22 protein-coding genes are annotated in these 22,872 nt (G+C 41.8%); 11 read left to right on the top strand and 11 right to left on the bottom strand.

The window, feature by feature from the left end; all coding sequences use genetic code 11:
* The first annotated feature begins 18 nt into the window (after positions 1-18).
* From K2225_RS01370 to K2225_RS01345, 6 genes are read left to right on the top strand one after another with little or no spacing between them, the layout of a single operon-like run.
* Entirely contained in the window at positions 19-1,659 is a 1,641-nt protein-coding gene (locus K2225_RS01370; RefSeq protein ID WP_220583163.1) for an AMP-binding protein, read from the top strand.
* Between the two features lie 17 nt (positions 1,660-1,676).
* Positions 1,677-3,032: an acetyl-CoA carboxylase biotin carboxylase subunit gene (locus K2225_RS01365; protein ID WP_220583162.1), complete on the top strand. Its 1,356-nt coding sequence runs from the start codon at positions 1,677-1,679 to the stop codon at positions 3,030-3,032.
* A 12-nt stretch (positions 3,033-3,044) separates the two neighbouring features.
* The gene (locus tag K2225_RS01360) at positions 3,045-3,257 is read left to right on the top strand and encodes an acetyl-CoA carboxylase biotin carboxyl carrier protein subunit (protein ID WP_146816252.1); all 213 of its coding nucleotides are present in this window, start codon (positions 3,045-3,047) and stop codon (positions 3,255-3,257) included.
* 13 nt (positions 3,258-3,270) lie between these two features.
* Positions 3,271-4,179, top strand: a complete 909-nt coding sequence (locus K2225_RS01355) for a hydroxymethylglutaryl-CoA lyase (protein ID WP_305038430.1) — start codon at positions 3,271-3,273, stop codon at positions 4,177-4,179.
* Positions 4,180-4,182: 3 nt separating this feature from the next.
* Positions 4,183-4,965: an enoyl-CoA hydratase gene (locus K2225_RS01350; protein ID WP_220583160.1), complete on the top strand. Its 783-nt coding sequence runs from the start codon at positions 4,183-4,185 to the stop codon at positions 4,963-4,965.
* 15 nt (positions 4,966-4,980) lie between these two features.
* Positions 4,981-6,510 (top strand): acyl-CoA carboxylase subunit beta, encoded by a 1,530-nt coding sequence (locus K2225_RS01345; protein WP_220583985.1) that lies wholly within the window; start codon positions 4,981-4,983, stop codon positions 6,508-6,510.
* Between the two features lie 115 nt (positions 6,511-6,625).
* Here the strand turns inward: K2225_RS01345 and K2225_RS01340 are convergent, their stop codons facing one another.
* A complete protein-coding gene (locus K2225_RS01340) occupies positions 6,626-8,581 on the bottom strand; it encodes an AMP-binding protein (RefSeq protein ID WP_220583159.1) in 1,956 nt (651 codons plus the stop codon).
* Between the two features lie 197 nt (positions 8,582-8,778).
* On the opposite strand from K2225_RS01340, the gene K2225_RS01335 reads away from it, so the two are divergent.
* The 3 genes from K2225_RS01335 to K2225_RS01325 all read left to right on the top strand — a co-directional run bounded on the left by K2225_RS01335 (position 8,779) and on the right by K2225_RS01325 (position 12,890).
* Positions 8,779-10,272, top strand: a complete 1,494-nt coding sequence (locus K2225_RS01335; protein WP_220583158.1) for a flotillin family protein — start codon at positions 8,779-8,781, stop codon at positions 10,270-10,272.
* 292 nt (positions 10,273-10,564) lie between these two features.
* A complete protein-coding gene (locus tag K2225_RS01330) occupies positions 10,565-11,713 on the top strand; it encodes an NAD-dependent epimerase/dehydratase family protein (RefSeq protein ID WP_220583157.1) in 1,149 nt (382 codons plus the stop codon).
* A 13-nt stretch (positions 11,714-11,726) separates the two neighbouring features.
* Complete coding sequence (locus K2225_RS01325; RefSeq protein WP_220583156.1) at positions 11,727-12,890, top strand: glycosyltransferase family 4 protein; 1,164 nt, start codon at positions 11,727-11,729, stop codon at positions 12,888-12,890.
* Between the two features lie 997 nt (positions 12,891-13,887).
* On the opposite strand, the gene K2225_RS19955 is transcribed toward K2225_RS01325, so the two are convergent.
* Positions 13,888-14,316: an LAGLIDADG family homing endonuclease gene (locus K2225_RS19955; RefSeq protein ID WP_255574091.1), complete on the bottom strand. Its 429-nt coding sequence runs from the start codon at positions 14,314-14,316 to the stop codon at positions 13,888-13,890.
* A gap of 89 nt (positions 14,317-14,405) precedes the next feature.
* The gene (locus tag K2225_RS19950; RefSeq protein ID WP_255574089.1) at positions 14,406-14,534 is read right to left on the bottom strand and encodes a hypothetical protein; all 129 of its coding nucleotides are present in this window, start codon (positions 14,532-14,534) and stop codon (positions 14,406-14,408) included.
* Between the two features lie 139 nt (positions 14,535-14,673).
* Between K2225_RS19950 and K2225_RS01315 the strand changes: the two genes are divergently transcribed.
* Positions 14,674-15,213, top strand: coding sequence for a YiiX/YebB-like N1pC/P60 family cysteine hydrolase (locus K2225_RS01315; protein ID WP_220583155.1), 540 nt, complete (start codon positions 14,674-14,676; stop codon positions 15,211-15,213).
* Positions 15,214-15,225: 12 nt separating this feature from the next.
* Here K2225_RS01315 and K2225_RS01310 read toward each other — a convergent pair whose 3' ends face one another.
* The 3 genes from K2225_RS01310 to msrB all read right to left on the bottom strand — a co-directional run bounded on the left by K2225_RS01310 (position 15,226) and on the right by msrB (position 17,956).
* Positions 15,226-16,161 (bottom strand): exonuclease domain-containing protein, encoded by a 936-nt coding sequence (locus tag K2225_RS01310; RefSeq protein ID WP_220583154.1) that lies wholly within the window; start codon positions 16,159-16,161, stop codon positions 15,226-15,228.
* Positions 16,162-16,464: 303 nt separating this feature from the next.
* Positions 16,465-17,019, bottom strand: coding sequence for a nitroreductase family protein (locus tag K2225_RS01305; RefSeq protein ID WP_220583153.1), 555 nt, complete (start codon positions 17,017-17,019; stop codon positions 16,465-16,467).
* A gap of 352 nt (positions 17,020-17,371) precedes the next feature.
* Positions 17,372-17,956 carry a peptide-methionine (R)-S-oxide reductase MsrB gene (msrB, locus tag K2225_RS01300; protein WP_220583152.1) on the bottom strand — a complete coding sequence of 195 codons (585 nt, stop codon included), beginning with the start codon at positions 17,954-17,956 and terminating at the stop codon, positions 17,372-17,374.
* A 153-nt stretch (positions 17,957-18,109) separates the two neighbouring features.
* Between msrB and K2225_RS01295 the strand changes: the two genes are divergently transcribed.
* Positions 18,110-18,598, top strand: a complete 489-nt coding sequence (locus K2225_RS01295) for a YusW family protein (protein ID WP_220583151.1) — start codon at positions 18,110-18,112, stop codon at positions 18,596-18,598.
* 89 nt (positions 18,599-18,687) lie between these two features.
* Here K2225_RS01295 and K2225_RS01290 read toward each other — a convergent pair whose 3' ends face one another.
* From K2225_RS01290 to K2225_RS01270, 5 genes are all read right to left on the bottom strand, one after another.
* Positions 18,688-19,560 (bottom strand): CvfB family protein, encoded by an 873-nt coding sequence (locus K2225_RS01290; RefSeq protein ID WP_220583150.1) that lies wholly within the window; start codon positions 19,558-19,560, stop codon positions 18,688-18,690.
* A 116-nt stretch (positions 19,561-19,676) separates the two neighbouring features.
* A complete protein-coding gene (locus tag K2225_RS01285) occupies positions 19,677-19,763 on the bottom strand; it encodes a YjcZ family sporulation protein (protein ID WP_008640034.1) in 87 nt (28 codons plus the stop codon).
* Between the two features lie 477 nt (positions 19,764-20,240).
* Positions 20,241-21,233, bottom strand: a complete 993-nt coding sequence (locus K2225_RS01280; protein WP_220583149.1) for an LLM class flavin-dependent oxidoreductase — start codon at positions 21,231-21,233, stop codon at positions 20,241-20,243.
* Positions 21,234-21,251: 18 nt separating this feature from the next.
* Complete coding sequence (locus K2225_RS01275; RefSeq protein WP_255574086.1) at positions 21,252-21,638, bottom strand: helix-turn-helix transcriptional regulator; 387 nt, start codon at positions 21,636-21,638, stop codon at positions 21,252-21,254.
* Positions 21,639-21,780: 142 nt separating this feature from the next.
* Positions 21,781-22,776, bottom strand: a complete 996-nt coding sequence (locus tag K2225_RS01270; protein WP_220583147.1) for a zinc-dependent alcohol dehydrogenase family protein — start codon at positions 22,774-22,776, stop codon at positions 21,781-21,783.
* Between the last annotated feature and the right edge of the window lie 96 nt (positions 22,777-22,872).

Below are 22,872 nucleotides of genomic sequence, written 5' to 3'. Positions count from 1 at the left end.
TTCAAAGGAGGAAATGGTATGTCCCTACTAGAACAGACGGTTGGTGAATTGTTAGAACAGCAGGCAAAGGCCCATCCCGACCATGAGGCGTTCGTTTACCCTGAGCAAGGTCTTAGAAAAACCTATGCTGAATTCAACGATATGACGGATGAAGTAGCGAAGGGATTTATGGCTCTTGGAATAGAAAAAGGTGAGCATGTCGCCATCTGGTCTGATAACAAGCCGGAATGGCTACAGTCCCAATTCGCTTCTGGAAAAATGGGTGGTGTACTCGTCACCGTCAACACGAACTATCGTGCTCAGGAGCTCGAATACTTATTAAAACAATCGGATGCGTCCACATTGATTCTTGCAGAGGATTTCAAGGGCACTTCTTACATTGATATCCTGAAAGAAATCTGTCCAGAGCTTGAAACTTCTGAAAAAGGAGATCTCCAGAGTGATCGACTGCCATTTTTAAAGAACGTGGTCGTTTTGAGTGACAAGTCCTATCGCGGCTGTTATTCATGGCAGGATATTCTTGATATGGCGATGACCGTGACTGACGATGAATTAAAAGAACGAAAAGAAACCCTTCATCATCGCGATGTGATCAACATGCAGTACACGTCAGGAACGACAGGTTTTCCTAAAGGAGTCATGTTAAGTCACTACAATATCGTGAACAACGGAAACCAGGTTGCGGATTGCATGCGTCTCACAGAAGAAGACCGTCTTTGTATCCCCGTGCCATTTTTCCACTGTTTCGGATGTGTGTTAGGAACGATGGCTGCTGTTTCCAAAGGGACAACGATGGTGATTCTGGAACAATTTGATCCGAAAAAAGTTCTCCAGGCTGTGAAAGAGGAAAACTGTACAGCGCTTCATGGAGTGCCTACGATGTTCATTGCCGAGTTGAACCATCCAGAGTATGAAGGCTTGAAGCCGACGACCTTACGAACAGGCATCATGGCGGGATCCACGTGTCCGATGGAAGTCATGAAGAGTGTAATTGAAGATATGGGAGCGGAGGAAATCACGATCGCCTATGGCCAGACGGAATCGTCCCCTGTCATTACACAGACAAAAGCGGATGATCCCATTGATTTAAGAGTGAGCAGTGTCGGCCGGGCCCATCCGAATGTCGAAGTGAAGATTATCGAGCCTGCTACAGGTGAAGAAGTCGAGACAGGGGTTCCTGGTGAACTTTGTACCCGTGGATACCTCGTCATGGAAGGTTACTACAAAAACGAGGAAGCGACGATGACTGCGATCGATCCCGATGGCTGGCTTCATACGGGGGACATTGCTGTTATGGATGAGAATGGATATGTCGAAATTACTGGTAGAATCAAGGATATGATCATTCGCGGAGGCGAAAACGTCTATCCGAGAGAAATTGAAGAATTTTTGTATCAACACCCGGACATTCTCGATGTGCAAGTGGTCGGAGTCCCTGATGAGAAGTATGGGGAAGAGATCATGGCATGGATTATTCCGAAAGAAGGCAAACAATTAAATGAAAGCGATATCAGGGATTTCAGCGAAGGGAAAATATCGAAACATAAAATCCCTCGGTATATAAGCTTCACAGACGAATACCCGATGACTGCGAGCGGGAAAATTCAGAAGTTCAGACTGAGAGAACATGCGCTTGAAATGATGAACTTAAAATCCTAATAAAGAGGTGATCACTGTTGTTCAAAAAAATCCTAATTGCTAACCGTGGAGAAATTGCCTCCCGTATTATTCGGACGTGTCAAAGGCTGAACATCCAAACGGTCGCTGTTTATTCGGAAGCGGATCAAACTGCCCCTTACGTACAAATGGCGGATGAGAGTCATCTCATTGGTAAGCCTCGTGTCAATGAATCGTACTTGAACATCGATAAAATTTTGCAAGTAGCCAAAAATTCTGGAGCGGAAGCGATTCACCCAGGATACGGTCTTTTGAGCGAAAATGCTGAGTTTGCGAGAAGAACCGAAGAAGCAGGCCTAACGTTTATCGGGCCGAATGCGGATGTCATTGCGAAAATGGGAGATAAGATTGCGGCAAGAGCAGAAATGAAAGCGGCTGGCGTCCCAATCATCCCTGGAACGGAAGATGCTGTGGCGAACACAGAGGATGCTAAGAAGATTGCTGCTGAATTCGGATATCCGGTCATGTTGAAAGCAGCCGCAGGTGGCGGTGGCATCGGCATGCAGGCGGTCTATAACGATGAAGAACTTGAAAAGGCGTTTGAAGGGAATTCCAAACGCGCGCAGGCCTTTTTCGGAGATGGGAAGATGTTCATAGAAAAATTAATTGAGCATCCGCGTCATATCGAAATTCAAGTGTTAGCGGATCGTCACGGAAATGCTGTTCATTTATTTGAAAGAGAGTGCTCCATACAACGGAGGCACCAAAAGGTCGTCGAAGAGGCTCCATCACCGGTTCTATCTGAAGCTACACGAGAGAAAATGGGAGAAAGCGCGCTCAAAGCAGTATCTTCCCTTGGCTATTCCAATGCCGGTACGATTGAGTTTCTAGTTGATGATGATGAGAATTTTTATTTCCTGGAAATGAATACACGCTTACAAGTCGAGCACCCCGTTACAGAACAAATTACAGGGATCGACCTTGTTGAACAACAGCTGAGGGTAGCGGATGGAGAACTTTTATCGATTCAACAAAAGGATCTGTTGATCGACGGACACGCAATTGAAGTAAGAATCTATGCGGAAGATCCGAACACTTTTTACCCTTCTCCAGGAAAATTGACAAAAATGGTGCTGCCAGAAGGCCCAGGAGTCCGGCATGAATTAGCGGTAGAAGGGGATTCACAAGTGACGCCGTTCTATGATCCTATGATAGCTAAACTCGTCGTTCATGGAGAGAATCGCGAGGACGCCATAGAACGACTAACAAAAGCCCTTCATGAATACGAAATTGAAGGGATTAAATGTAACCTGACGATGCTGAAGCGCGTCATCACCCATGAGAAGTTCAAAGAAGGCGAAACAAAAACCACATTCGTAGAAAACTATTATTTACCAACATTGACGAATCATTAAGGAGGAACAATCATGACAGAAATCAAAGCATCCATGGCAGGAAGTGTATGGAAAATTGTTGCAAACCAAGGGGACCAAGTGAACGATGGGGAGGATATCGCCATCCTGGAATCTATGAAAATGGAGATCCCTATCCCTGCAGAAACATCTGGAACGGTCAAAGAGTTGAAAGTGAGTGAAGGGGATTTCGTCAACGAAGGGGACGTCATCGCAATCATTGAATAAACAGGAGGTTCTTATGATGGAATGGCCTGCAAAAGTGACAATCAAAGAAGTCGGTCCGCGAGATGGCCTTCAAAATGAACCTGTGGAAGTACCGCTTCAAGATAAGGTTGCCTGGATCGACCTTTTATCTGAAGCGGGATACCCGTACATCGAATTCAGTTCATTCGTCCATCCCAAGTGGATTCCACAATTGAAAGATGCCAAAGAAGTGGCAGCAATGATTTCAAGAAAAGAAGGGATCACTTATGCCGCCCTTGTTCCGAACCGGAAAGGACTTGAAGCAGCGATCGATACGGACGTGGATGAAGTTTCAGTATTCATGTCCGCTTCCGATACGCATAACAAAAAAAACATCAACAAGTCTATTGAAGAAACATATCCGGTTCTGAAAGAAGTTGTCCAAGAAGCAAAATTAGAAGGTAAGAGCGTTAGAGGTTATGTCTCTACGGTTTTTGGATGTCCTTATGAAGGAACCATTGCCACAGATCAGGTCGCACGGGTAAGTGAGCGTCTACTGGAGATGGGCATTGATGAACTCTCATTAGGAGATACGATTGGTGTAGCAAATCCTAGACAAATCGATCAAGCGCTTTCCGAATGGAAACAATGGCTGCCTTTCGATAAGCTTGCTATGCATTTTCACAATACCAGAGGGATGGCTTTATCCAACGTCCTTGTCTCCATGCAGCATAACATCACCACTTTTGATGCGGCCCTAGGAGGACTCGGTGGCTGCCCTTATGCTAAAGGAGCATCCGGAAACTTAGCAACAGACGACCTTGTGCATATGCTCCATCAAATGGGGATTGAAACAGGGATTGATGAAGAAAAACTGAAGGAAGCGGCAGTCTATATCCAGCGCGTCCTGAATAAGTCATTGCCGAGTCATCAAATGCAAGTGGTAAACAAAGAAAGGGTGTAACGGATGGAGGAACTAGTCACATTAGAAGAGCTTTCCCCTCACGTGTATGTACTGAAATTGAATCGATCCGATGCAGCGAATGCATTGTCTTCAGAGTTGCTCGATCAACTGCAGGAAAAAGCACACGAAATCAACCGGCGTCAGGAGATCAGGGTTGTTCTTGTGACTGGGGAAGGAAACAAAGCGTTTTGTGCAGGTGCTGACCTGAAAGAACGAAGGGGAATGAGTGACGAGGAAGTCGTCCAGACCGTAACCAAAATCGGAGATACCGTTCGAATGATTGAGGACATTCATGTACCGACGATTGCTGTTATTAACGGAGTCGCGTTTGGTGGTGGACTGGAACTTGCGCTTGCCTGCGATTTACGTATGATGAGTACATCCACAAAAGTGGGACTGACGGAAACATCGCTTGCCATCATCCCAGGCGCTGGTGGAACGCAGCGTTTATCCAGACTGATTGGAATCGGTCAGGCGAAAGCAATGATTTATTCTGCGAAGCCGGTGGAAGCAAAGCGAGCGTATACCCTTGGTCTTGTCGAGTATATCCATGAACCTCAGTTCCTTATGGAAGAAGCGAAAGACCTGGCGGCATGCATCGCGCGAAACGGTCCCGTCGCTATGAAACAGGCGAAAAAAGCGATCAATCAAGGGTATGATACGGATTTGAAATCAGGTCTTGAGATTGAGCGTGCCTGTTATGAAAAGACGATTCCAACGGATGATCGGGTAGAAGGACTTCAAGCATTTAAGGAAAAAAGGAAACCGGAATACAAAGGAGAATAAAAGGTGGAAAAAACGATGCCTACAAATGAAACATTAGAAGAACGAGCGAAGAGAATAGCTTCTGGTGGTGCTGAAAAGTATCATAGCAAGAACGCTGAAAAAGGGAAAATGTTCGTACGTGAACGTCTACAGCTTTTGTTTGATGACAACATCGATATCGAAGACGCTTTTTTCGCCAATTGTCAAGATGACTCCCTCCCTGCTGATGGTGTCGTCACAGGCATAGGGAAAATCAACGGGGAAAAAGTATGTGTAATGGCCAACGATTCCACCGTAAAAGCGGGTTCATGGGGAGCGAGGACCGTTGAAAAAATCATACGGATTCAGGAAACCGCATTAAAACTGAATGTGCCGATGCTCTACCTCGTCGACTCTGCGGGGGCAAGGATTACCGATCAGGTTGAAATGTTCCCTAACCGCCGAGGAGCAGGACGTATTTTCCATAATCAAATCAAACTATCCGGCCGTGTGCCACAAGTCTGTTTATTATTCGGACCATCCGCAGCGGGCGGGGCGTACATACCTGCCTTTTGTGATATCGTCGTCATGGTCGATGGCAACGCCTCCATGTATTTAGGATCTCCGCGAATGGCTGAGAAAGTGATCGGGGAAAAAGTGACGCTCGAGGAAATGGGTGGCGCGAATATGCATTGTTCCGTCTCTGGATGCGGCGATGTACTTGCAAAAGATGAAAGTGATGCGATTGCATTCGCCAGAAAATATTTAAGCTATTTCCCACAGTCCTACAGGGAATTACCGAAAAAGGCAGAATCAAGAGAGCCTGCTCCGTTTGAGAAAAGCGTGGAAGAACTGATTCCTAAAAACCAAAATGCCCCTTTTGATATGTATCAGTTGATCGATCGTCTCATTGATGATCATTCATTCTGTGAGATTAAGAAAAAATTTGCTCCGGAGCTCATTACTGGTCTATCAAGAATTGAAGGTCGGCCAGTAGGGATTATCGCCAACCAGCCTAGAGCAAAAGGAGGCGTCCTTTTCCCTGATTCTGCAGATAAAGCAGCGAAATTTATCCAGCTCTGTGATGCCTTTAATATTCCACTGCTTTTCCTTGCCGATATTCCAGGGTTCATGATTGGAACTAAAGTTGAGCGGGCAGGGATTATCCGTCACGGGGCGAAAATGCTTTCTGCGATGAGCGAGGCGACCGTACCTAAAATTTCTGTTGTTGTTCGTAAAGCTTACGGAGCAGGACTCTATGCCATGGCAGGACCTGCGTTTGAGCCGGATGCATGTCTTGCTCTGCCTACCGCACAGATTGCTGTCATGGGGCCAGAAGCGGCTGTAAACGCTGTTTATGCTAATAAGATCGCCGCACTGCCTGAAGAAGAACGACCAGCATTTATTAAAGAAAAGCATGAAGAATACAAAGAGAACATTGATATTTATCGTTTGGCTTCTGAGATGGTGATCGATGACATCGTTCAGCCGAATAAACTGCGAGAAGAGCTTTCCACTCGATATGATGCTTACGAGACCAAAGATGTTCTATTTACAGAAAGAAAACACGGCGTATATCCGGTATAAAAAAAGCTCCTGGACCTTTGATGTGTCCAGGGGCTTTTTTGTTGAATCGTGATCAATAAGATTCTAAGCTTTGAATTTATGAAGCGATACAAAAAACATGCTCCAAACGTACTTTTCATATTGATGAAGCATTCTGTCCAATGCTCCGGATCTGATTGATGCTTTGAGGATTGACGAGCGCACTCAAGTCCCCGGCTGGCTTATTTAAATAAGCAGATTTGATCGCTCGCCTCATCACTTTGGCATTTCTTGTCTTAGGAAGGTCATCGACAACGAATATCTTTTTAGGTGCGAGGGCTTTGCCTAATTTTTGATGAAGGAGAATGGTCAATTCTTCCGTTAGATTATCTGGAGGGTGAATTTCCTTAAGGACCACAAATGCGACAGCTTCTTCTCCTTTTACCTCATGAGGGACTCCAATAACTCCAGCTTCTAATACTGCGGTATGTTTAAGGAGAACAGACTCTACCTCCGTAGGACCTAATCGTTTTCCAGCTACATTTAAAACATCATCCGATCGTCCGGTAATCGTAAAGTACCCTTCTTTATCTTTCATCACCCAATCGCCATGAACCCACGTATCTTTGAAGCGGCTCCAATAGGTCTTTTCATAACGCTCATCATCTTCAAAAAAGCTCTTTGTCATCCCGACCCAAGGGGCTTTGATAACCAGTTCGCCAACTTCATTAACGATAGATTGACCATTCTCATTATAGACATCGACATCCATCCCAGGAAGAGCCGCATTGAAGGTGACCGGTTGAATCGGTTTGACGAGTACATTACCGAGAATCCCCCCTGAAATTTCTGTTCCACCTGAATAGTTGAAAATCGGTATTCGCGAACCTCCTGCATGTTTGAATAGCCAATGCCACGGCTCCGAATTCCACGGTTCTCCTGTTGAGCCGATAAGTTTTAAAAAACTGAGATCATGTTTTTCGATCCAATCTTTCCCGTGTTTCATCATGGAGCGGACAAGGGTGGGAGAGAGTCCTAAATGGGTGACGTGATACTTCTCTACAAGTTCCCATAAGCGGTCGGGTTTTGGATAGTCAGGGGTGCCTTCAAACATGACAATGGATGCTCCATTGACCAATCCTCCGTAAACGAGGAAAGGCCCCATCATCCATCCCATATCTGTGTACCAGAATAACGTATCTTCTTTCGTGACATCCATGCATATGCCAGCATCAAAGGCAGCCTTGATGGGGAATCCTGCATGTGTATGGACCGCTCCCTTTGGCGTACCTGTTGTTCCTGATGTGTAAATGAGCATAAATGGATCGTTCGCTCTTTTCACCTTCGTCTTGTACTCGGATTCTTTCTTTCTTAAATTACTCCAGAGAACATCACGAGGTTCTTCTAGGTTCACTTGCATTCCAGTACGTTCAACGATGAAAACATGCTCTAGAGATGGGCATTGATCCGCAACGAGATCTGCTTCCTGTTTCATTAGTATCGTTTTTCCTCTGCGATAAAAACCATCAGCTGTTATTAACGCTTTCGATTTGCTTGCATGAATTCTTGACGTGACGGCATCTGCTTTGTAACCAGAGAAGGCAGGTGAAAAGATGGCTCCTATTTTTGAAATGGCTAGCATGGCAATGAGGGTCTCAGGAAGCATTGGCAGATATAATGTAACGATATTGCCCTCAGATATTCCATAGCTCTCTAGACCATTAGCGACAGCATTCACTTCTTTTTGTAAGTCTATAAAGGAGTAGGAGGAGGTTTGTCCGTTATCTCCCTCCCAGTAAAGAGCGATATCATTCTTTTTAGACGGATCATTTGCCCAACGATCAAGGGCTAAGTGAGCGACATTCAGCTCTCCGCCTTCAAACCATTGAGGATACATAGGGCCATGGGATGAATCCAATACCCGTTTGTAAGGGGTATACCATTCTACGGCGAGCTCTTTTACTGCTTCTTCCCAAAACCATTCAAGATCATGGATAGATTTAGCGTGAAAGTCATCATAGCAGTTGCAGCCAAACTTCTTCATCCATCGGAATAATCGGGTCGCTTCTTTATATTCTGCGGTAGGGGTCCATGCATTGATATATGTACTCATGAATGTTCCTCCTTTTCAGAATCTTCTCATAACTATTATACCTGAATTCTCTCCTTGATAGAATTCATAGGTCTATGTTCCTCAAAGAAAATTTGGCGGATATTGAAAATTTCCTGAAACTTTAATAGAGTTGTAATCGTTATGTAATATAACCCCTTTTGTTACATAAATAGGGAGAAAGGAAAAGGAGTGGTTATTTGTTTGAAGGTGCTTTATTTTTGTTAATTCTAGGTGTTATTGGAGCGGTTGTTCTCGTTGGGGGAATCATAACTTTTATCGTCTTCCGAATGCGCTATAAGACGGCCAGTTCGAATGAGGCGTTGATTGTTACAGGTCCAAAACTTGGTGATCCGGAAAAAGAAAAGAATGTATTTGAAGATGATAATGGACGTTCGGTAAAAATCATTCGTGGTGGTGGGTACCGCCTGAGAATGTTCCAGACAGCGACACCGATTGATTTGACATCTTTCCAACTTCAAGTCAATTCAGACAAGGCTTATACAAAAGAGGGGATACCCGTCAGAGTTGCTAGTACAGCCGTCATCAGTATTGGCAGTGAGCTTGAGATTATGGCGAACTTTGCGGAGAAATTCCTTGGGAAAAAGCAGAAAGAAAGAGAATCAGAGTTGAAAGATGTGCTGAATGGTCATCTACGTTCAATCATTGCATCGCTTCCGATTGAAAAAATCTATAATGATTTCAAGGAAGTCAACACCCAGGTTAAGAAAATCGCTGAAGCTGACTTAAAAGGCATGGGGTTTGAGATCACTTCTTTTGCATTGAATGATGTGGAGGATGTGGATGTTGAAAATGGATACATCGATGCGCTTGGTCGTCCTCATATCGCTGAGGTGCAGAAGAAAGCGAACATGGCAGAGTCCGATGCCACGAAAGAGACTCGCATCTATCAGGCGAAAAACGATCAGGAAGCACAAGATGAAGAAAACCGCCGTTTGACTGCGGTTGCGGCATCGACGAAGGAAAAAGACATTAAAGAAGCGGAATTCCAGAAAGAGACGAACCGAGCCAAAGCGAATGCAGACCAGGCAGGGGAATTGGAAAGGCAGAAACTTGCTCAGCAGATCAAGGAAGAAGAGTTGAAAGTTCAATATATTGAGAAACAAAGAGCAGTCGAATTGGAAGAAGAAGAAAACAAACGACGTCGCTCGATCGCTGATGCGGAGGCTTATGAAGTGACAAAACGCGCACAGGCAGAAGCCGATAATGAACGAATCAAAGGGGAATCAGAAGCGGAAGTCATTCGTCAGCGAGGAATCGCGGAAGCGGAATCGAAAGAACGTATGGCGAAAGCGATGGAACATTATGGCGAAGCGGCTATTATGGAAATGCTCATTAAAGTATTGCCGGAATATGCAGAAAAAGTATCCGCACCGATCAGTCAAATTAAAGATATGAAGGTCATTGATATGGGAGGAAGCGATTCCCGCGGGGGTTCTGCGAAAGTAGCGAACAGTGTCACTTCTACCATGCTTGGCATTCAGGAATCTTTAAAAGAGACAACAGGCATGGATTTAAAAGCGATGCTAGAGAGCTATGTATCAAGAGGAGCAGTCCATGAATTTGGAGCATCTTCTGATGATGAACTGAAGGAAGCGGCTGCTACGAAGGAAGAGGATGAGAATAAGGAAGAAGAAACATCCTTACCAGAAGGCCAGGAAGAAGAAAAATAACCGGTCAGCCTGCAGAACTTGTTGTTCTGCAGGCTTTTATTGTAAAGTAGGTTTGAAGTATTCTTCTTTTGGGGTAAATAGGTTTGAGGTCTCACAAGCATATCTCTACATAGAATCGACGGTTTAACAAAGAATTAATTGTTTCAAAATTAAATTAATGGTAAAGTCAAAAACGTAGAGACCTTGACTTTTGTACTTCTTCGAACTAAGACGATTGGGAGAAGATAGAAGAGTCATAGGAGTCATTCTATAATGGAATACGAGTATGCAAGACGTAACTAGGAGGTAGATTATGAGAATTATTGTAGCAGGGGGAGACGGTTTTTGCGGTTGGCCAACGGCACTATACCTATCCAAACAAGGACATGATGTAACCATCGTAGATAATTTAGTGCGCAGAAAGTATGATGATGAACTACGCTCGAATTCAGTTACACCGATTGCATCACTAGAAGATCGGGTAGCTAAATGGAAAGAAGTTTCAGGAAAAGAAATCAAAACATTCATTGGGGATCTGAACCATTATGATTTCCTTAGCGAAGTTTTCCGACAAACGGAACCTGAAGCATTCGTTCACTTCGCTGAACAGCGTTCAGCTCCATATTCAATGATCGATCGCGAGCATGCGGTTTATACACAAACAAACAATGTCATGGGGAACTTGAACGTTCTTTACGCCATTAAAGAATTCGCACCGGAATGTCACCTCATCAAACTGGGCACAATGGGCGAATATGGTACTCCTAACATTGATATTGAAGAAGGATATATTGAAATTGAACATAAAGGACGGAAGGATACCCTTCCATATCCAAAACAACCAGGTTCCTTCTATCACCTGTCTAAAGTACATGACAGCCATAATATTATGTTTGCATGTAAAATCTGGGGCATCCGCGCCACTGACTTGAATCAGGGAATTGTATACGGTTTACATACAGCCGAAACGCGTCTGGATCCGATGCTCGTAAACCGTGTAGACTACGATGGTGTATTCGGGACGGCTCTGAACCGTTTCGTTAACCAGGCAGCTATCGGCCATGATATCACGGTTTATGGTTCAGGAGGGCAGACACGTGCGTTCCTAAATATTGAAGACACAGTAAGATGTGTAGAGATCGCGGCTGAGAATCCAGCAGACAAAGGTGAATTTCGCGTGTTCAACCAATTTACTGAATGGTTCTCTGTTCAGGATCTTGCTGAACGCGTACAAAAAATCGCCAAAGAAGAAGGCCTTGATACACAAGTGAAAAAGATCGAGAATCCTCGTATCGAGAATGAAGACCACTATTACAACGCTGTGAATACAAAACTGCGTGACCTTGGTCTAGAACCTCACTTGTTGACAGACGATGTCATTCGTGACATTCTCCGAACAGCTGTCGAAAATAAAAACCGAATCATTGAAGAAAACGTATTGCCGTCAATCACTTGGAAGTAAGGAGTTTTCCGCTTTGAAAATCGCCATCATTACAGAAACATTCCTACCATCAACAGATGGAGTCGTCACACGATTAAAAGAGTCCATCAAATACTTGCGAAATCAAGAACATGAGGTCGTCGTCATTGCTCCAGACTTTGGTGTGACGGAATATGAAGGGGCGATCGTCGAAGGGGTCAAAACGACAAAAATGCCTTTCTACAGGTATCGAGAATTCAGTTTACCACAGCGACGAGTGAAGGACTTGCTTCAAAAACATAATCCTGACCTCGTCCATGTGGTCAACCCCGCTCTTGTAGGGGTCTCCGGCGTTTATTACGCGGATAAACTGGACTATCCATTAATTGCTTCTTATCATACTCACGTTCCTAAATACTTGGATTATTACCGGTTATATCCTTTCAAGCCTCTTGTTTGGTGGTATTTCAGAAAGTTACACAACTATGCAGACGTTAATTTGTGTACCTCAAGAGCTATTAAAAAGGAACTGGATGAGAAGAACTTCCATAATGTGAGTGTGTGGGACCGGGGAGTCGCTGTCGATCATTACCATCCTCGGCATAAAAGTGAAGAGATGAGGGAGCGATTGTCTGCAGGCAAGAAAGATAACAAACTGCTTGTCTTTGTGGGTAGATTGGCTCCAGAAAAAGAAATTCATAAAATCAAGCCGTTATTGGAAAAGAGAGACGATATTTCTCTTGCTATTGTTGGAGATGGCCCTGTGAAAGATGAATTAGAGGAAACTTTCAAGGATACCAATACAGTGTTTACAGGGCTTATGCACGGAGAGGAGCTTGCTCAGGCTTTCGCTTCTTCTGATGCTCTGATTTTCCCATCGGTTACTGAAACGCTTGGCCTTGTCATCCTCGAATCTATGGCTTCTGGTCTGCCTGTGATTGCTGCAAAAAGTGGGCCGACCATGGAGCAAGTAGAAGATGGAAAAACAGGTCTATTATTTGAAAATGAGAACACCGAGAGCATGATTCAGGCGATCGAAAGACTGGAAGATGAGGAGTTATATCAGACACTTTGTAAAAATGCACGACAAGAAGCTGAAAAGTATAGCTGGCAAAAACCTTCGGAGCAGATCCTTGAGTATTACTATAAGACGTTAAAGGTATATGAAGAGCAGGCAGCAACAACGTCAAAAAAATCAAAGGTTAAAGTCACAGAGTAAGCGCTCTGTGGCTTTTCTTTTTTGTTTGTTTATATAACAAGAACTTAGTAGTAACTCCAAATACATAAAATCACCCTCAACAACAGAACGTATGTTCTAACCCCCGTGAAATGAGCACCTATTACATAATTACCAATTTATACTTAGTAGTAACTCCGAAATATTCAGAAAAAACAATCAATAAACCGATTCTCAGTATGATAGCAACTGAGAGCAAATAAAATGACATGTTGTGAGCAGGAAAGAAGGTAGGCATGCAGATTACAATGAGTCCATTTAAGAAAAGCATCTTGCGAATGAAGGCAATAGTAAAGCTTAACCGTGAGTATATAGTGTTTGATCGTAATCCGAGAGTCAATCAAATGATAGCTCGAGATTATAAATATAAAAATGTGTGGCAAAAGTCCCGATATAGATGTAATGACATTATTTTATTTATGAACAAGTAAAGGAGATTGGAAAAGCGTATGAAAACTGAATGAGATATAGTTTAGATTAACCATGTTGAAATGGAAAGATAAATTGTGTAGACATGATATAAAAATATGCTGGAGATCATAAAGCAAACGTTCTGAATTTCTATAATGATTATGGAAGATAAAAAAGGAAATGAAGCTAACTGAAGATAAACAACAATCCAAAGTTAGAATTTTTATTGAGACCATCATGCATAAAACTTACGGAGAATGAATGATTGGTAAACATTAATAAAATCGGTGTTAAAATCAGCTTATTTATTTCTATTTTATCTCAATATCATGAGTATACTTTTTTAGTGAGACAAAATAATCGTTTCTGAAATGAGTAAGTATAATAAATATTATGTAAACTAGATGGAAACAAAAAAGTAAGGGGGATTTCCTCTCCTTCTTTCTACTTCAACAATTTTAAAAACGTTGAATATTTTCTTTCCAAGCATTTATCTTCTTGAGCGTATATCCAATGGAAGAAATTTTCTACATCTTTTTTACCGCTAACATAAACTCTTACTATTAAGTCATCCTGGATTCGTATTTAATCTCGATTCCATATCATTTGCTCTAAGTACATCCATTAATTCCATCATAAATGACTTGGATCCACCTACGATATTGATAAAATATTTATCCTTGTATATACAGCCTTCACCATCCAAATACCCTCTTACAAAATGTGATTGATATTCCCTTGGTACATTTGGATATGATAAAGTCATTGATTTCTTAGGTATTATTCCATGTATGCGAATGAGATCCTCCTTGAGAATTTCACTTCGGATATTATGCATATGTACACCTGTCCGTTCATTTTTTGTTATTGGATGGCTGGAATCCATTTCGCGCTTAATATACAGCAGTATATCTTTTTCTTTTTGTGCTATGCTAATTAACTGCGCATGACCTGAAATCATTCCACCTGCTGCAATAAATCCTAAAATATGAGCCATGTTGTTAGACCACGTTTTAAAATAGTCTTCGGTGACCTTAAACTTCCTTTTCCAGCTCTCTCTAGGTCTTAATGGAACCCTTCATTCTTTTAACACGATACGGATATAATCGGGTGAAACATTCGCTTTTCAGCAACGACGATTGTACTCTCGCCGGCCTTATACAGTTGAGCAATTTCTACTTTAGACATTGTTCTTTTTCTCAATGGTCTAATCATTTATGGTTCCCTCCCAAATGTTCGTTCATTTCACATTTATCGAACATACGTTCTTAGGGGTGCTTTTTAGCACTTTTACTTTGTTATTTGGCATATAATCCGCTAGGATAATGATATAAGAAGACTAAGGAAGGTGTTTATGAAAAAGCTGCTCTTCTTCCTAAGTACTGTATTTTTTGCATTCATCATAAAGCCTAAGAAAATTGTTGCACCAGTGATTCAAAAACATGAACATCTATATCCAGGAACAAACCTACCCATCGAACCTGGAGATTTGCTGTTTTCTCCTATCGGCAAAAAAGAATCGCGTTATATAGGCCATGTAGGGATTGTAACGAAAGATAATAAAGTGATTCATTCGGTTCCTTCAGGAGTCGTGCAAGATCACATGGAGGCTTATTTTAACAAATTCAGTAATATGCGCATTTACTCAGCTAAGGATAGGAAATCAGGAGACGCGGCTGCTGATTGGGCGGTAAAACTGCAACGAGAACATCCTCATGCCAACTATAAGATATGGACGCCTATAAGCAGGATGAACGGACAACAGTATTGCACGAAAATCGTGTGGCAATCTTATTATTTTGGTGCAGGTGTCAATTTAGGAAAAATTTCTCCTCATGCTAAATCAGTCCACCCAGAGCGGTTAAAAAATCGCAGGTATCTATCCAGGAAATAAAAACGCTCATCCCTATTTATGGGATGAGCGTTTTAAATATTGGTGAAACTCTGACTCTGAAATGATTTCGATTGGATATCCCTGGCTTAGCAGCGTCTCTGCTCTTTCCAGTTTACTGGTTTTTGTGCCGTTTTTATAAGCCTCGAACGTTTGTTCGCCAACAACTACAAAGCTTGTATTGGATTCAATTGTGTTGTGAAGGTGGCCACCTAAATCAACGACTTTTTGACTGGCTTCATCTCTCTTCATTTTACTTAACTTTCCTGTAAACACAACTGCAGCGTCATAAAATGGATGGGAAGGATCGAATTGGTTGGTTGCTGCTATATACGACGATGGATGTGCTTTTTTAGCACGTTTCTTTTTGTTTATGCGTGCCGGTTCATAACCACGATCAAACATCATTCCGTTTGTCGTTCCTGATTTGTCTACAAGGTCTTTAGTATCTGTTGCGCCAAGCTCCTCTTTTGCTGACATCAGGATATGTGCAGAAGCCTTAGCATCTTCTAATGCATGGTGGTGGCTGAATGAAAATCCGAGATAGTCAGAGACAACATTCAAGTTATACTTTGGAAAATGCCACGTTTTCTTAGATATATTGACGGTACAGTTGTACGCAAGCATCGGGTAGCTAAGGTTGTATAGATCCAATACAGCACGTAAAACCCCCATATCAAACTGCGCATTATGAGCTACGACAAACTTACCTTCCAGCCATGACCTGATCTCACGTTCCCATAACACATCAAACTCTTCGGCATCTTCAACATCGCTTTTAGTTATTCCATGCACACGTATATTGATGGGAGCAAAATAGTTTTTCTGTGGTTTCACTAACCTGTAGTATTCTCTTTTTATGGAGCCCTGTTCGTATTCCACCATACCAATGGAACAAACAGAACCTCTTGAAGAATTAGCTGTTTCAAAATCAAGGGCTACAAAGTTCATGTCGATCTCCTTTATTTATAGTCTTATCTTTATCATAAATGGGCGAGCATAGGTTCGTCTATTGTTAAGCCTTGCCATTCAAATTGTGTTGATATCGGAATACTCCTTGTTTAAAAGCAAAGGATAGAACTTAAGGAGGCGAATGATGATGGCTTTTGATTATGCAGAGCTGCCGAAAGAAAAGCTTGTTAAGGTAAAAGAGCTTGAAAATCAACTCAATGTTGTTTTAATCGCCTACGATTCTAAGTATAAAGATTAAATAAAAGACGCCGATGATCGGCGTCTTTTGAATTGGTTCAAACATTATTTTTTATAGATGGTTAATTTCTCTTCTATTGGCGTGCGTTTTTTCTGCTTTGGCTGTTGCTCGAAAAAGCCCATATGGATAAAACCTACAATTTTTTCCCCAGGTTGAACACCTAAAAGTTCACGCACTTTCGGCTCATGAATTTGTGGGTTTGTCTTCCAACATACACCTAACTCACGTTCCCAAGCCAGCAGTTGGAAGTTTTGAAGCATGCTGCTGATCGCTCCGAAGTTTTCCTCCCACTGTTTTTGACGAGGGTCTTCATCCATAATTGCTATAAGAAAAGCTGCCGGCTGACTAAAGTAGTTTCTGCGGTTTTCCTGCATGTCTCGAGGGAATGTTTGGACAAGGGATTCCACGAAATCTTCTTTTTCGTGAGAAGGAATGAAAATGAATCTCCATGGTTCACGTAAACCGTGAGTTGGTGCCCATCTTGCGTCATCTAACAGTTCAGTAACAAGTTCTGTTGGGACCTCTTTATCTAAATATCCACTCTTTACAGAGCGACGTTCACGAATGATTCTTGCTAGTTCTGTTTTTGTTTGTTCCATACCTCTCACCTACGTATCTAAAGTTTTATTTACGGTAATGATAATCGTTCTCATTGGTTTTGTCAAGGCGTATTCCTTTAAATGCGAGATTCTAGAGAATTAGTCCATGCATACTTGTAGGTAATAGCTAGCTGTGTCGAGGGAGTTTCTTACACCATTTATTCCAGTGTAAATCAGTTTTTCAACGAATTATATTACCCAAATAGGGTCGGCATGGGTTCCCCCCATGTCTTCCCTTCGTTATCTGGGAATTCAGGTGGCGTATATGTCAGGACAGCATAGACTCTACATAAAACCACTTTTAACGACAATTGTCTAATGAAATTCCAATATAAAGAAGAAGAAGGGAAACTCACCCTTCTTCTTGAAACAAATATAAGAATTCACCGTAACCCTCGTTCTTCATCTGATGCTTAGGAATAAACTCCATGGCTGCACTATTCATGCAGTACCTCAAGCCCGTCGGTTCTGGTCCGTCTTCAAATACGTGACCAAGATGATTATCCCCTCGCTTACTTCTTACTTCTGTCCTCATTCCGAAAATCCCTGGATCATCCTTTGTCGTGATGTATTTCTCGAGAATGGGTTTCGTGAAACTCGGCCAACCTGTACCCGATTTATATTTATCTGTAGAACTGAATAATGGCTCACCAGAGAGAACATCTACATAAATGCCTTCTTTCTTATGATCCCAGTATGCATTATCAAAAGCTTTTTCTGTTCCGTCTTTCTGCGTTACTTCATACTGAATATCCGAAAGTTTATTTTTTAATTCCTGTTGAGAATATTCTACAACATCCCCGTTATATAACTCTACTCTCTTCGAATCTTCAGGATCGCCGCTTGTAGAAGCTCCAGAATTTTTATTGAAAAAGAAAAGGACACCGACACTCAATAGTAATACAAGGGTGATTGCAAAAGTGGTCATTTTTCTCATTCCTTCTCCTCCCTAAATAAAAGAATTCCTAATTTCATCTTACCATGGGACCTCATATTCAATAAATTCCAATGCTCATCATACATAAACGAAGTTATGAAATCAGTAATTTTCGTCCATCCTAAGTAAAGGATATGAATGGAGGGATCATGAATGAAAACTGTAACCTCAATAATGGCCATAAGTCTCATCGTCATGAGCGGATGTACGGCTGACAACAATGGAGAGCAAATGATGGATTATGAACAGCAGCCATTATCTACTGCCCCCACCACCGATTCACTTAATGATATGAATTATGAAACGAATGAGAAGGTGGATAAAGCAAGAAAAGCTCTTCCATTTCAACAATTTGATTTGGAGATTGATTACGTAGATACACTTTCATATCAAATCAAATATGTATCTAATGAAGCTCAAACCAGAGCAGTTATCAACGAAATTGGCGAAGAGAAAATCTCAGGAGAAAAGGCGCTAGATCAACTGACTCCACATTTCATGGAACTCAGTTTTGATGAAGATTCTTCTGAACAAGAAGTGATCGAGGATGTTTTACAGGTTTTTGGACTTGATGAAACCTACAAGGAATTTAAGTTAAGAGTTGTATATAGCAACGGGTTAGAGGCAGAATACGAAGATTAAATAATGGAAAAGAAAACAAGCACCTTTGTTCTATGACTTAGATGCTTGTTTTTAATTTTTTTAATTAGTTTCGGAGTTGCTACTAAGTTTTAAGTGCGATCGTGATTGATTACTGTCTTACCATTCTCTTGGACAACTTTTCGTTCTTTCATTAATTGCCCAATGGCGCGCTTAAATGCTGCCTTACTGATTTTGAAGGTTTTCCGGATATCTTCTGGATCACTTTTATCATGAAGGAACATCACACCGTCGTTTTCTTGTAAATACTCATAGATTACCTCTGCATCTTCCTTCATCCCCTCTTGTTTTAGTGGACGAAGAGATAAGTTAATTGTTCCATCGTCTTTTACATCAATGACTCTAGCTGTAATCGTCTCTCCAAGTCTTGGTTCTTCTTTTCTTTCACTTGGATGGATGAATCCGCGGTATCCTTCTCCAGACAAAACTGTTGAGCCTGCTTTTGTTGCTCGGTACACACGCGCGGTCACCTCTTGTCCAAGAACTTCTTTAGGCGCAGGTTCCAGATCATCCATGACTTCTTGTTCAGAAATAGGTTCTGCCAAAAGACGACTCTTTTTATCGAGTTCTAGACTAACAAATAAATGATCCCCTTCTTTAGGCCATACAGATTTCAACAAAGGGAGATGGTCAGAGGAGACAAGAATATCCTTATTATTTAACCCAATATCAACGAAGACCCCCATATTGGGAACAACTTCTACGACTTCAGCCCATCCATAAGTATCTTTTGTAACTTCCGGAATCTCCATCGTCGCAGAAGCTTGTCCTTTTTTGTTTTCATAAATAAACATGTCTCTGCTTTCATCCAATTCAATCTCTTCTGTTACATCTTCGTCCTGGAGTACAAATTCTTCATTTTGGATCTGAACAATAAAGCCTTCTGTGATTTTCTTTTTTATCTTTGCTTGTTGGATAGTTCCCAATATATTGACATCTTTCATGTAATTTCATCCTTTTTCGTAACGTAATGGTACTTATTATAGCTTACATCGATCCATTTTAAAACGGTGATTTATGATAATTGAAAAAGCGTGGCATCTGCCACGCTTTGTAGTGATTAATACCACCAAGAAGCTCCTACAATAATTAGGAGAATAAACAAAACAACGATTAGCGCAAAGCCTCCACCATATCCTTTACTCATTCCAATTCCCCCCTTTACTTCTATATATGAGGTTGGATAAGAATCGGTATGGGTAAAAGACTGAGCTCCCTGATGATTAGGCGGATATATGATTAATGAGAAATAGTATTTACTAAAGGGTATGACAGGGTAGTGGAGGACTCAAATTAGAGATGTTTGCATGAGGAAAGGGGTTTTCTCGAAGCCTCTTTAAACCACGTCCTGTGGGGTCTCAGTCGTCCTAACACCACATAGGAGTCACCCGTTCTCCTCTAGCTTATGAAAGTCTCGGTTTTCCTTCATCGTGACCTGCCGAGCATAAATGTTGACAAACTTAAAAAGAGTCATTTCAGCACTTGAGGTATAAATTCTTTATTATATAGTGGTATAAGGGTTAGTTTCGGAACTCTCATAATACAAGGGGGATCGCAGCCCCTTCGGAAAACGTGTGGAAACTAAGCCTTCTGCAAAAGGGAATCTATCTCTCATGAGATTTGATTAATGATTGAACGACTGCGCAATTCGACTATAGGATTTTTTCTTTTCTTCAAAGTCGAATATATTTGTAATGATCAGAAACTCGTCCGTACCGTAGTATTCAGACAGTTCTTCCAATTGACTTTTTACTTGATCTGGGTTTCCGATAATGCAGCGTCTTCGATTGCTCCTGATTTTATCCTTCTCTACCTTTGTATATGGGTAATTTTTGGCTTCGTCTAAAGAAGGTACTCGGGTATCCAAGCCTTTTTCCACCCGAAGCAACCAGAGATCCTGACTTTTTGCCAGCTCCTCTGCCTGCTCTTCTGTTTCTCCACAAACAACAAACACACAAACATTGACGCATGGTTCTTTCTTATAAGGGTCTTTAAATCGCTCCCTATACGTATCAATAGATGCCTTTCCATGATCAGGATTAATGAAATGACCAAAAGTGAACCCTGCCCCGTTCACTGCTGCATGTTTGGCTCCGCGCTCCGTCAAACCGAGGACCCAGAGTTCAGGCTGATGAGGGGTTTCTGGCCGTGCTTTCACACCATAAAATCGATCTCCTTTAGGAATGGAATCTTGTAAGAACTGCTTAAGCTCCTTCACTTGTCTAGAAAAAGAACTGAGGGGCTTTTCAATTCCATCTGTAAGAGCAAGTCTTGTTTTTGGTCCACCTCCAGGGGAACGCCCTACCCCAAGATCCATGCGTCCTGGAAACAAAGCCTCAAGCATACGGAAATTCTCTGCTACTTTCAATGGACTGTACTGTGGAAGTAAGACCCCACCAGATCCGACCCGAATGGAAGTTGTGGATTGGGCAATCATGGCTATAAGGATTTCAGGAGACGTATTCGCAAGACCATTCGTATTGTGATGTTCTGCGACCCAGTATCTGTGAAAGCCTAATTTCTCCGTGTATTTGGCTAAATCTAATGATTTCTGTAATGCATCTTGAGCAGACTCCCCCTCGGATATGGGGCTTTGGTCCAGAACACTTAATTTCACTGCAAGCTCACCTTTCTTTTATCTATAAACATCATCCATTATTTGTTTCAGTATTTGCATTTGCTCTTCAAATAACAGCTTATAACGTTTTTTTAACACATCAAATTCTTCTTTTCCTTCATCCGTCAGGTAATACCAGTACACTTTTTGTCTCTTTTTATCATGTGATTTGTAATCATCTTTACGGTATAATAATCCTTGCTCTGTCATTTCATGTAGGGTATCAAGTAATGTGGAAGGTGCTGGAATCCAGTTCTTCGTCAGTTTTTTGAACTCTGCTTTGAAGTGCTCACTGATCATCGGCTGACGAACTTGCAACAGGTGCATGATATAAAACTTCGTAAATTGCGCGGCACTCATGTTTAAAGCGAATCTTTTCGGATTGTTTTTATGTGACAAAATCATCCACCCCTTGTCATAAAATGGTCTTTCTATCATTCTACTACAAAAGATGGATGAATTGTCCAATTATACGCACATTCGTTCGCTTAATTGTTATGTTTTTATATTTTTATTCGGAGTTACTACTAAGTTTAAAGTAGAACATCTAACGCACCTGAAAACCAATTTTACCAAAGTTTTTGGATTCTTGAATGTATTCGAAAGCTTCCTTGTACTGTTCCATTGAAAAAACCTTATCCAGTTGAGGTTTTATTTTGTGTTCACTAATAAAACCGAGCATTTCCCTGAATTCTTCGGCACTTCCCATCGTAGATCCGAGTAAGTTGTATTGCCCGTAAAAGAATTGCCGGATATTAATGGTCACTTCATCATCCGTCGTGGAACCGAATGTCACAATCGTTCCTCCCTTACGAACAATATCCAGGGATTTATTAAAAGTGGCGTTCCCGATGGTTTCAATAAGTAAATCTACTTGTTCAGAAGCCAGCGCCTCCTGCCAGTTTTCTTCTGTAGAAATGGCTACATCCGCACTGAGCTTCAAAGCTTCTTTTTGTTTGCTTTCTGTTCGAGAAGTTACAATAACTCTTGCTCCAATTGCTTTCGCAAATTTCAGGCAGAAAGTGAGAACTCCGCTTCCAATTCCCGGCAACATGACGGTTTGACCCGCTTCAAGATTTCCTCTTGTAAACAAGGCGCGATAGGCAGTCAAAGCTGCTAATGGAAGTACGCCTGCTTCTTCAAAAGTCAAATGCTCAGGTTTCCTTTCAAGATGGTCTTCTGTACACGTGTAATATTCAGCGAAGGTTCCGTGATCCGGAAGGCCGACAATTTCAAACCCTTCCGGAGGAGCATCACTGTTTTTCTGCCAGCCAAGTCCAGGGTTGACAATAACTTCGTCACCTTCTTTGAACTTTGTGACACATTTCCCCACGGTTTCTACAGTACCGGAAGCATCCGAACCAGGAATTAAAGCAGGATCTTCCGCTTTATGCCGCTTCGTTACAACAGCCAGATCCCTTCGGTTCATTCCTGCTGTATGTACTTTCACTCTTACTTCGTTGTCATTGAGCTGGCTGTTCTGCATCTCTTTTAGTTTTAAACCCTCAAGTCCATCTTTTCCTTCATGTACAATTGCTCTCATTTATACCTGCTCCCTTCCTATTACAATTGTCTTTAGTCTATCAATAAGTAATTGGAACTCAAAATAAACCGCATAAAAAAACTCCTTTCTGTAGAT

The organism is Halobacillus sp. Nhm2S1 (genome assembly GCF_019599545.1).
Classification (GTDB): Bacteria; Bacillota; Bacilli; order Bacillales; family Halobacillaceae; genus Halobacillus.
Note: the sequence above shows the minus strand (reverse complement) of the source record. Positions and strands in the feature narration are given on the sequence as shown.

Bases quoted from the DNA above. Each gene is read 5' to 3' on its own strand.
- K2225_RS01370 (WP_220583163.1), top strand. From the start codon at position 19: ATGTCCCTACTAGAACAGACGGTTGGTGAATTGTTAGAACAGCAGGCA.
- K2225_RS01360 (WP_146816252.1), top strand. From the start codon at position 3,045: ATGACAGAAATCAAAGCATCCATGGCAGGAAGTGTATGGAAAATTGTT.
- K2225_RS01355 (WP_305038430.1), top strand. From the start codon at position 3,271: ATGATGGAATGGCCTGCAAAAGTGACAATCAAAGAAGTCGGTCCGCGA.
- K2225_RS01350 (WP_220583160.1), top strand. From the start codon at position 4,183: ATGGAGGAACTAGTCACATTAGAAGAGCTTTCCCCTCACGTGTATGTA.
- K2225_RS01345 (WP_220583985.1), top strand. From the start codon at position 4,981: ATGCCTACAAATGAAACATTAGAAGAACGAGCGAAGAGAATAGCTTCT.
- K2225_RS01340 (WP_220583159.1), bottom strand. From the start codon at position 8,581: ATGAGTACATATATCAATGCATGGACCCCTACCGCAGAATATAAAGAA.
- K2225_RS01330 (WP_220583157.1), top strand. From the start codon at position 10,565: ATGAGAATTATTGTAGCAGGGGGAGACGGTTTTTGCGGTTGGCCAACG.
- K2225_RS19955 (WP_255574091.1), bottom strand. From the start codon at position 14,316: ATGGCTCATATTTTAGGATTTATTGCAGCAGGTGGAATGATTTCAGGT.
- K2225_RS19950 (WP_255574089.1), bottom strand. From the start codon at position 14,534: ATGATTAGACCATTGAGAAAAAGAACAATGTCTAAAGTAGAAATTGCT.
- K2225_RS01315 (WP_220583155.1), top strand. From the start codon at position 14,674: ATGAAAAAGCTGCTCTTCTTCCTAAGTACTGTATTTTTTGCATTCATC.
- K2225_RS01310 (WP_220583154.1), bottom strand. From the start codon at position 16,161: ATGAACTTTGTAGCCCTTGATTTTGAAACAGCTAATTCTTCAAGAGGT.
- K2225_RS01305 (WP_220583153.1), bottom strand. From the start codon at position 17,019: ATGGAACAAACAAAAACAGAACTAGCAAGAATCATTCGTGAACGTCGC.
- msrB (WP_220583152.1), bottom strand. From the start codon at position 17,956: ATGAGAAAAATGACCACTTTTGCAATCACCCTTGTATTACTATTGAGT.
- K2225_RS01295 (WP_220583151.1), top strand. From the start codon at position 18,110: ATGAAAACTGTAACCTCAATAATGGCCATAAGTCTCATCGTCATGAGC.
- K2225_RS01290 (WP_220583150.1), bottom strand. From the start codon at position 19,560: ATGAAAGATGTCAATATATTGGGAACTATCCAACAAGCAAAGATAAAA.
- K2225_RS01285 (WP_008640034.1), bottom strand. From the start codon at position 19,763: ATGAGTAAAGGATATGGTGGAGGCTTTGCGCTAATCGTTGTTTTGTTT.
- K2225_RS01275 (WP_255574086.1), bottom strand. From the start codon at position 21,638: ATGATTTTGTCACATAAAAACAATCCGAAAAGATTCGCTTTAAACATG.
- K2225_RS01270 (WP_220583147.1), bottom strand. From the start codon at position 22,776: ATGAGAGCAATTGTACATGAAGGAAAAGATGGACTTGAGGGTTTAAAA.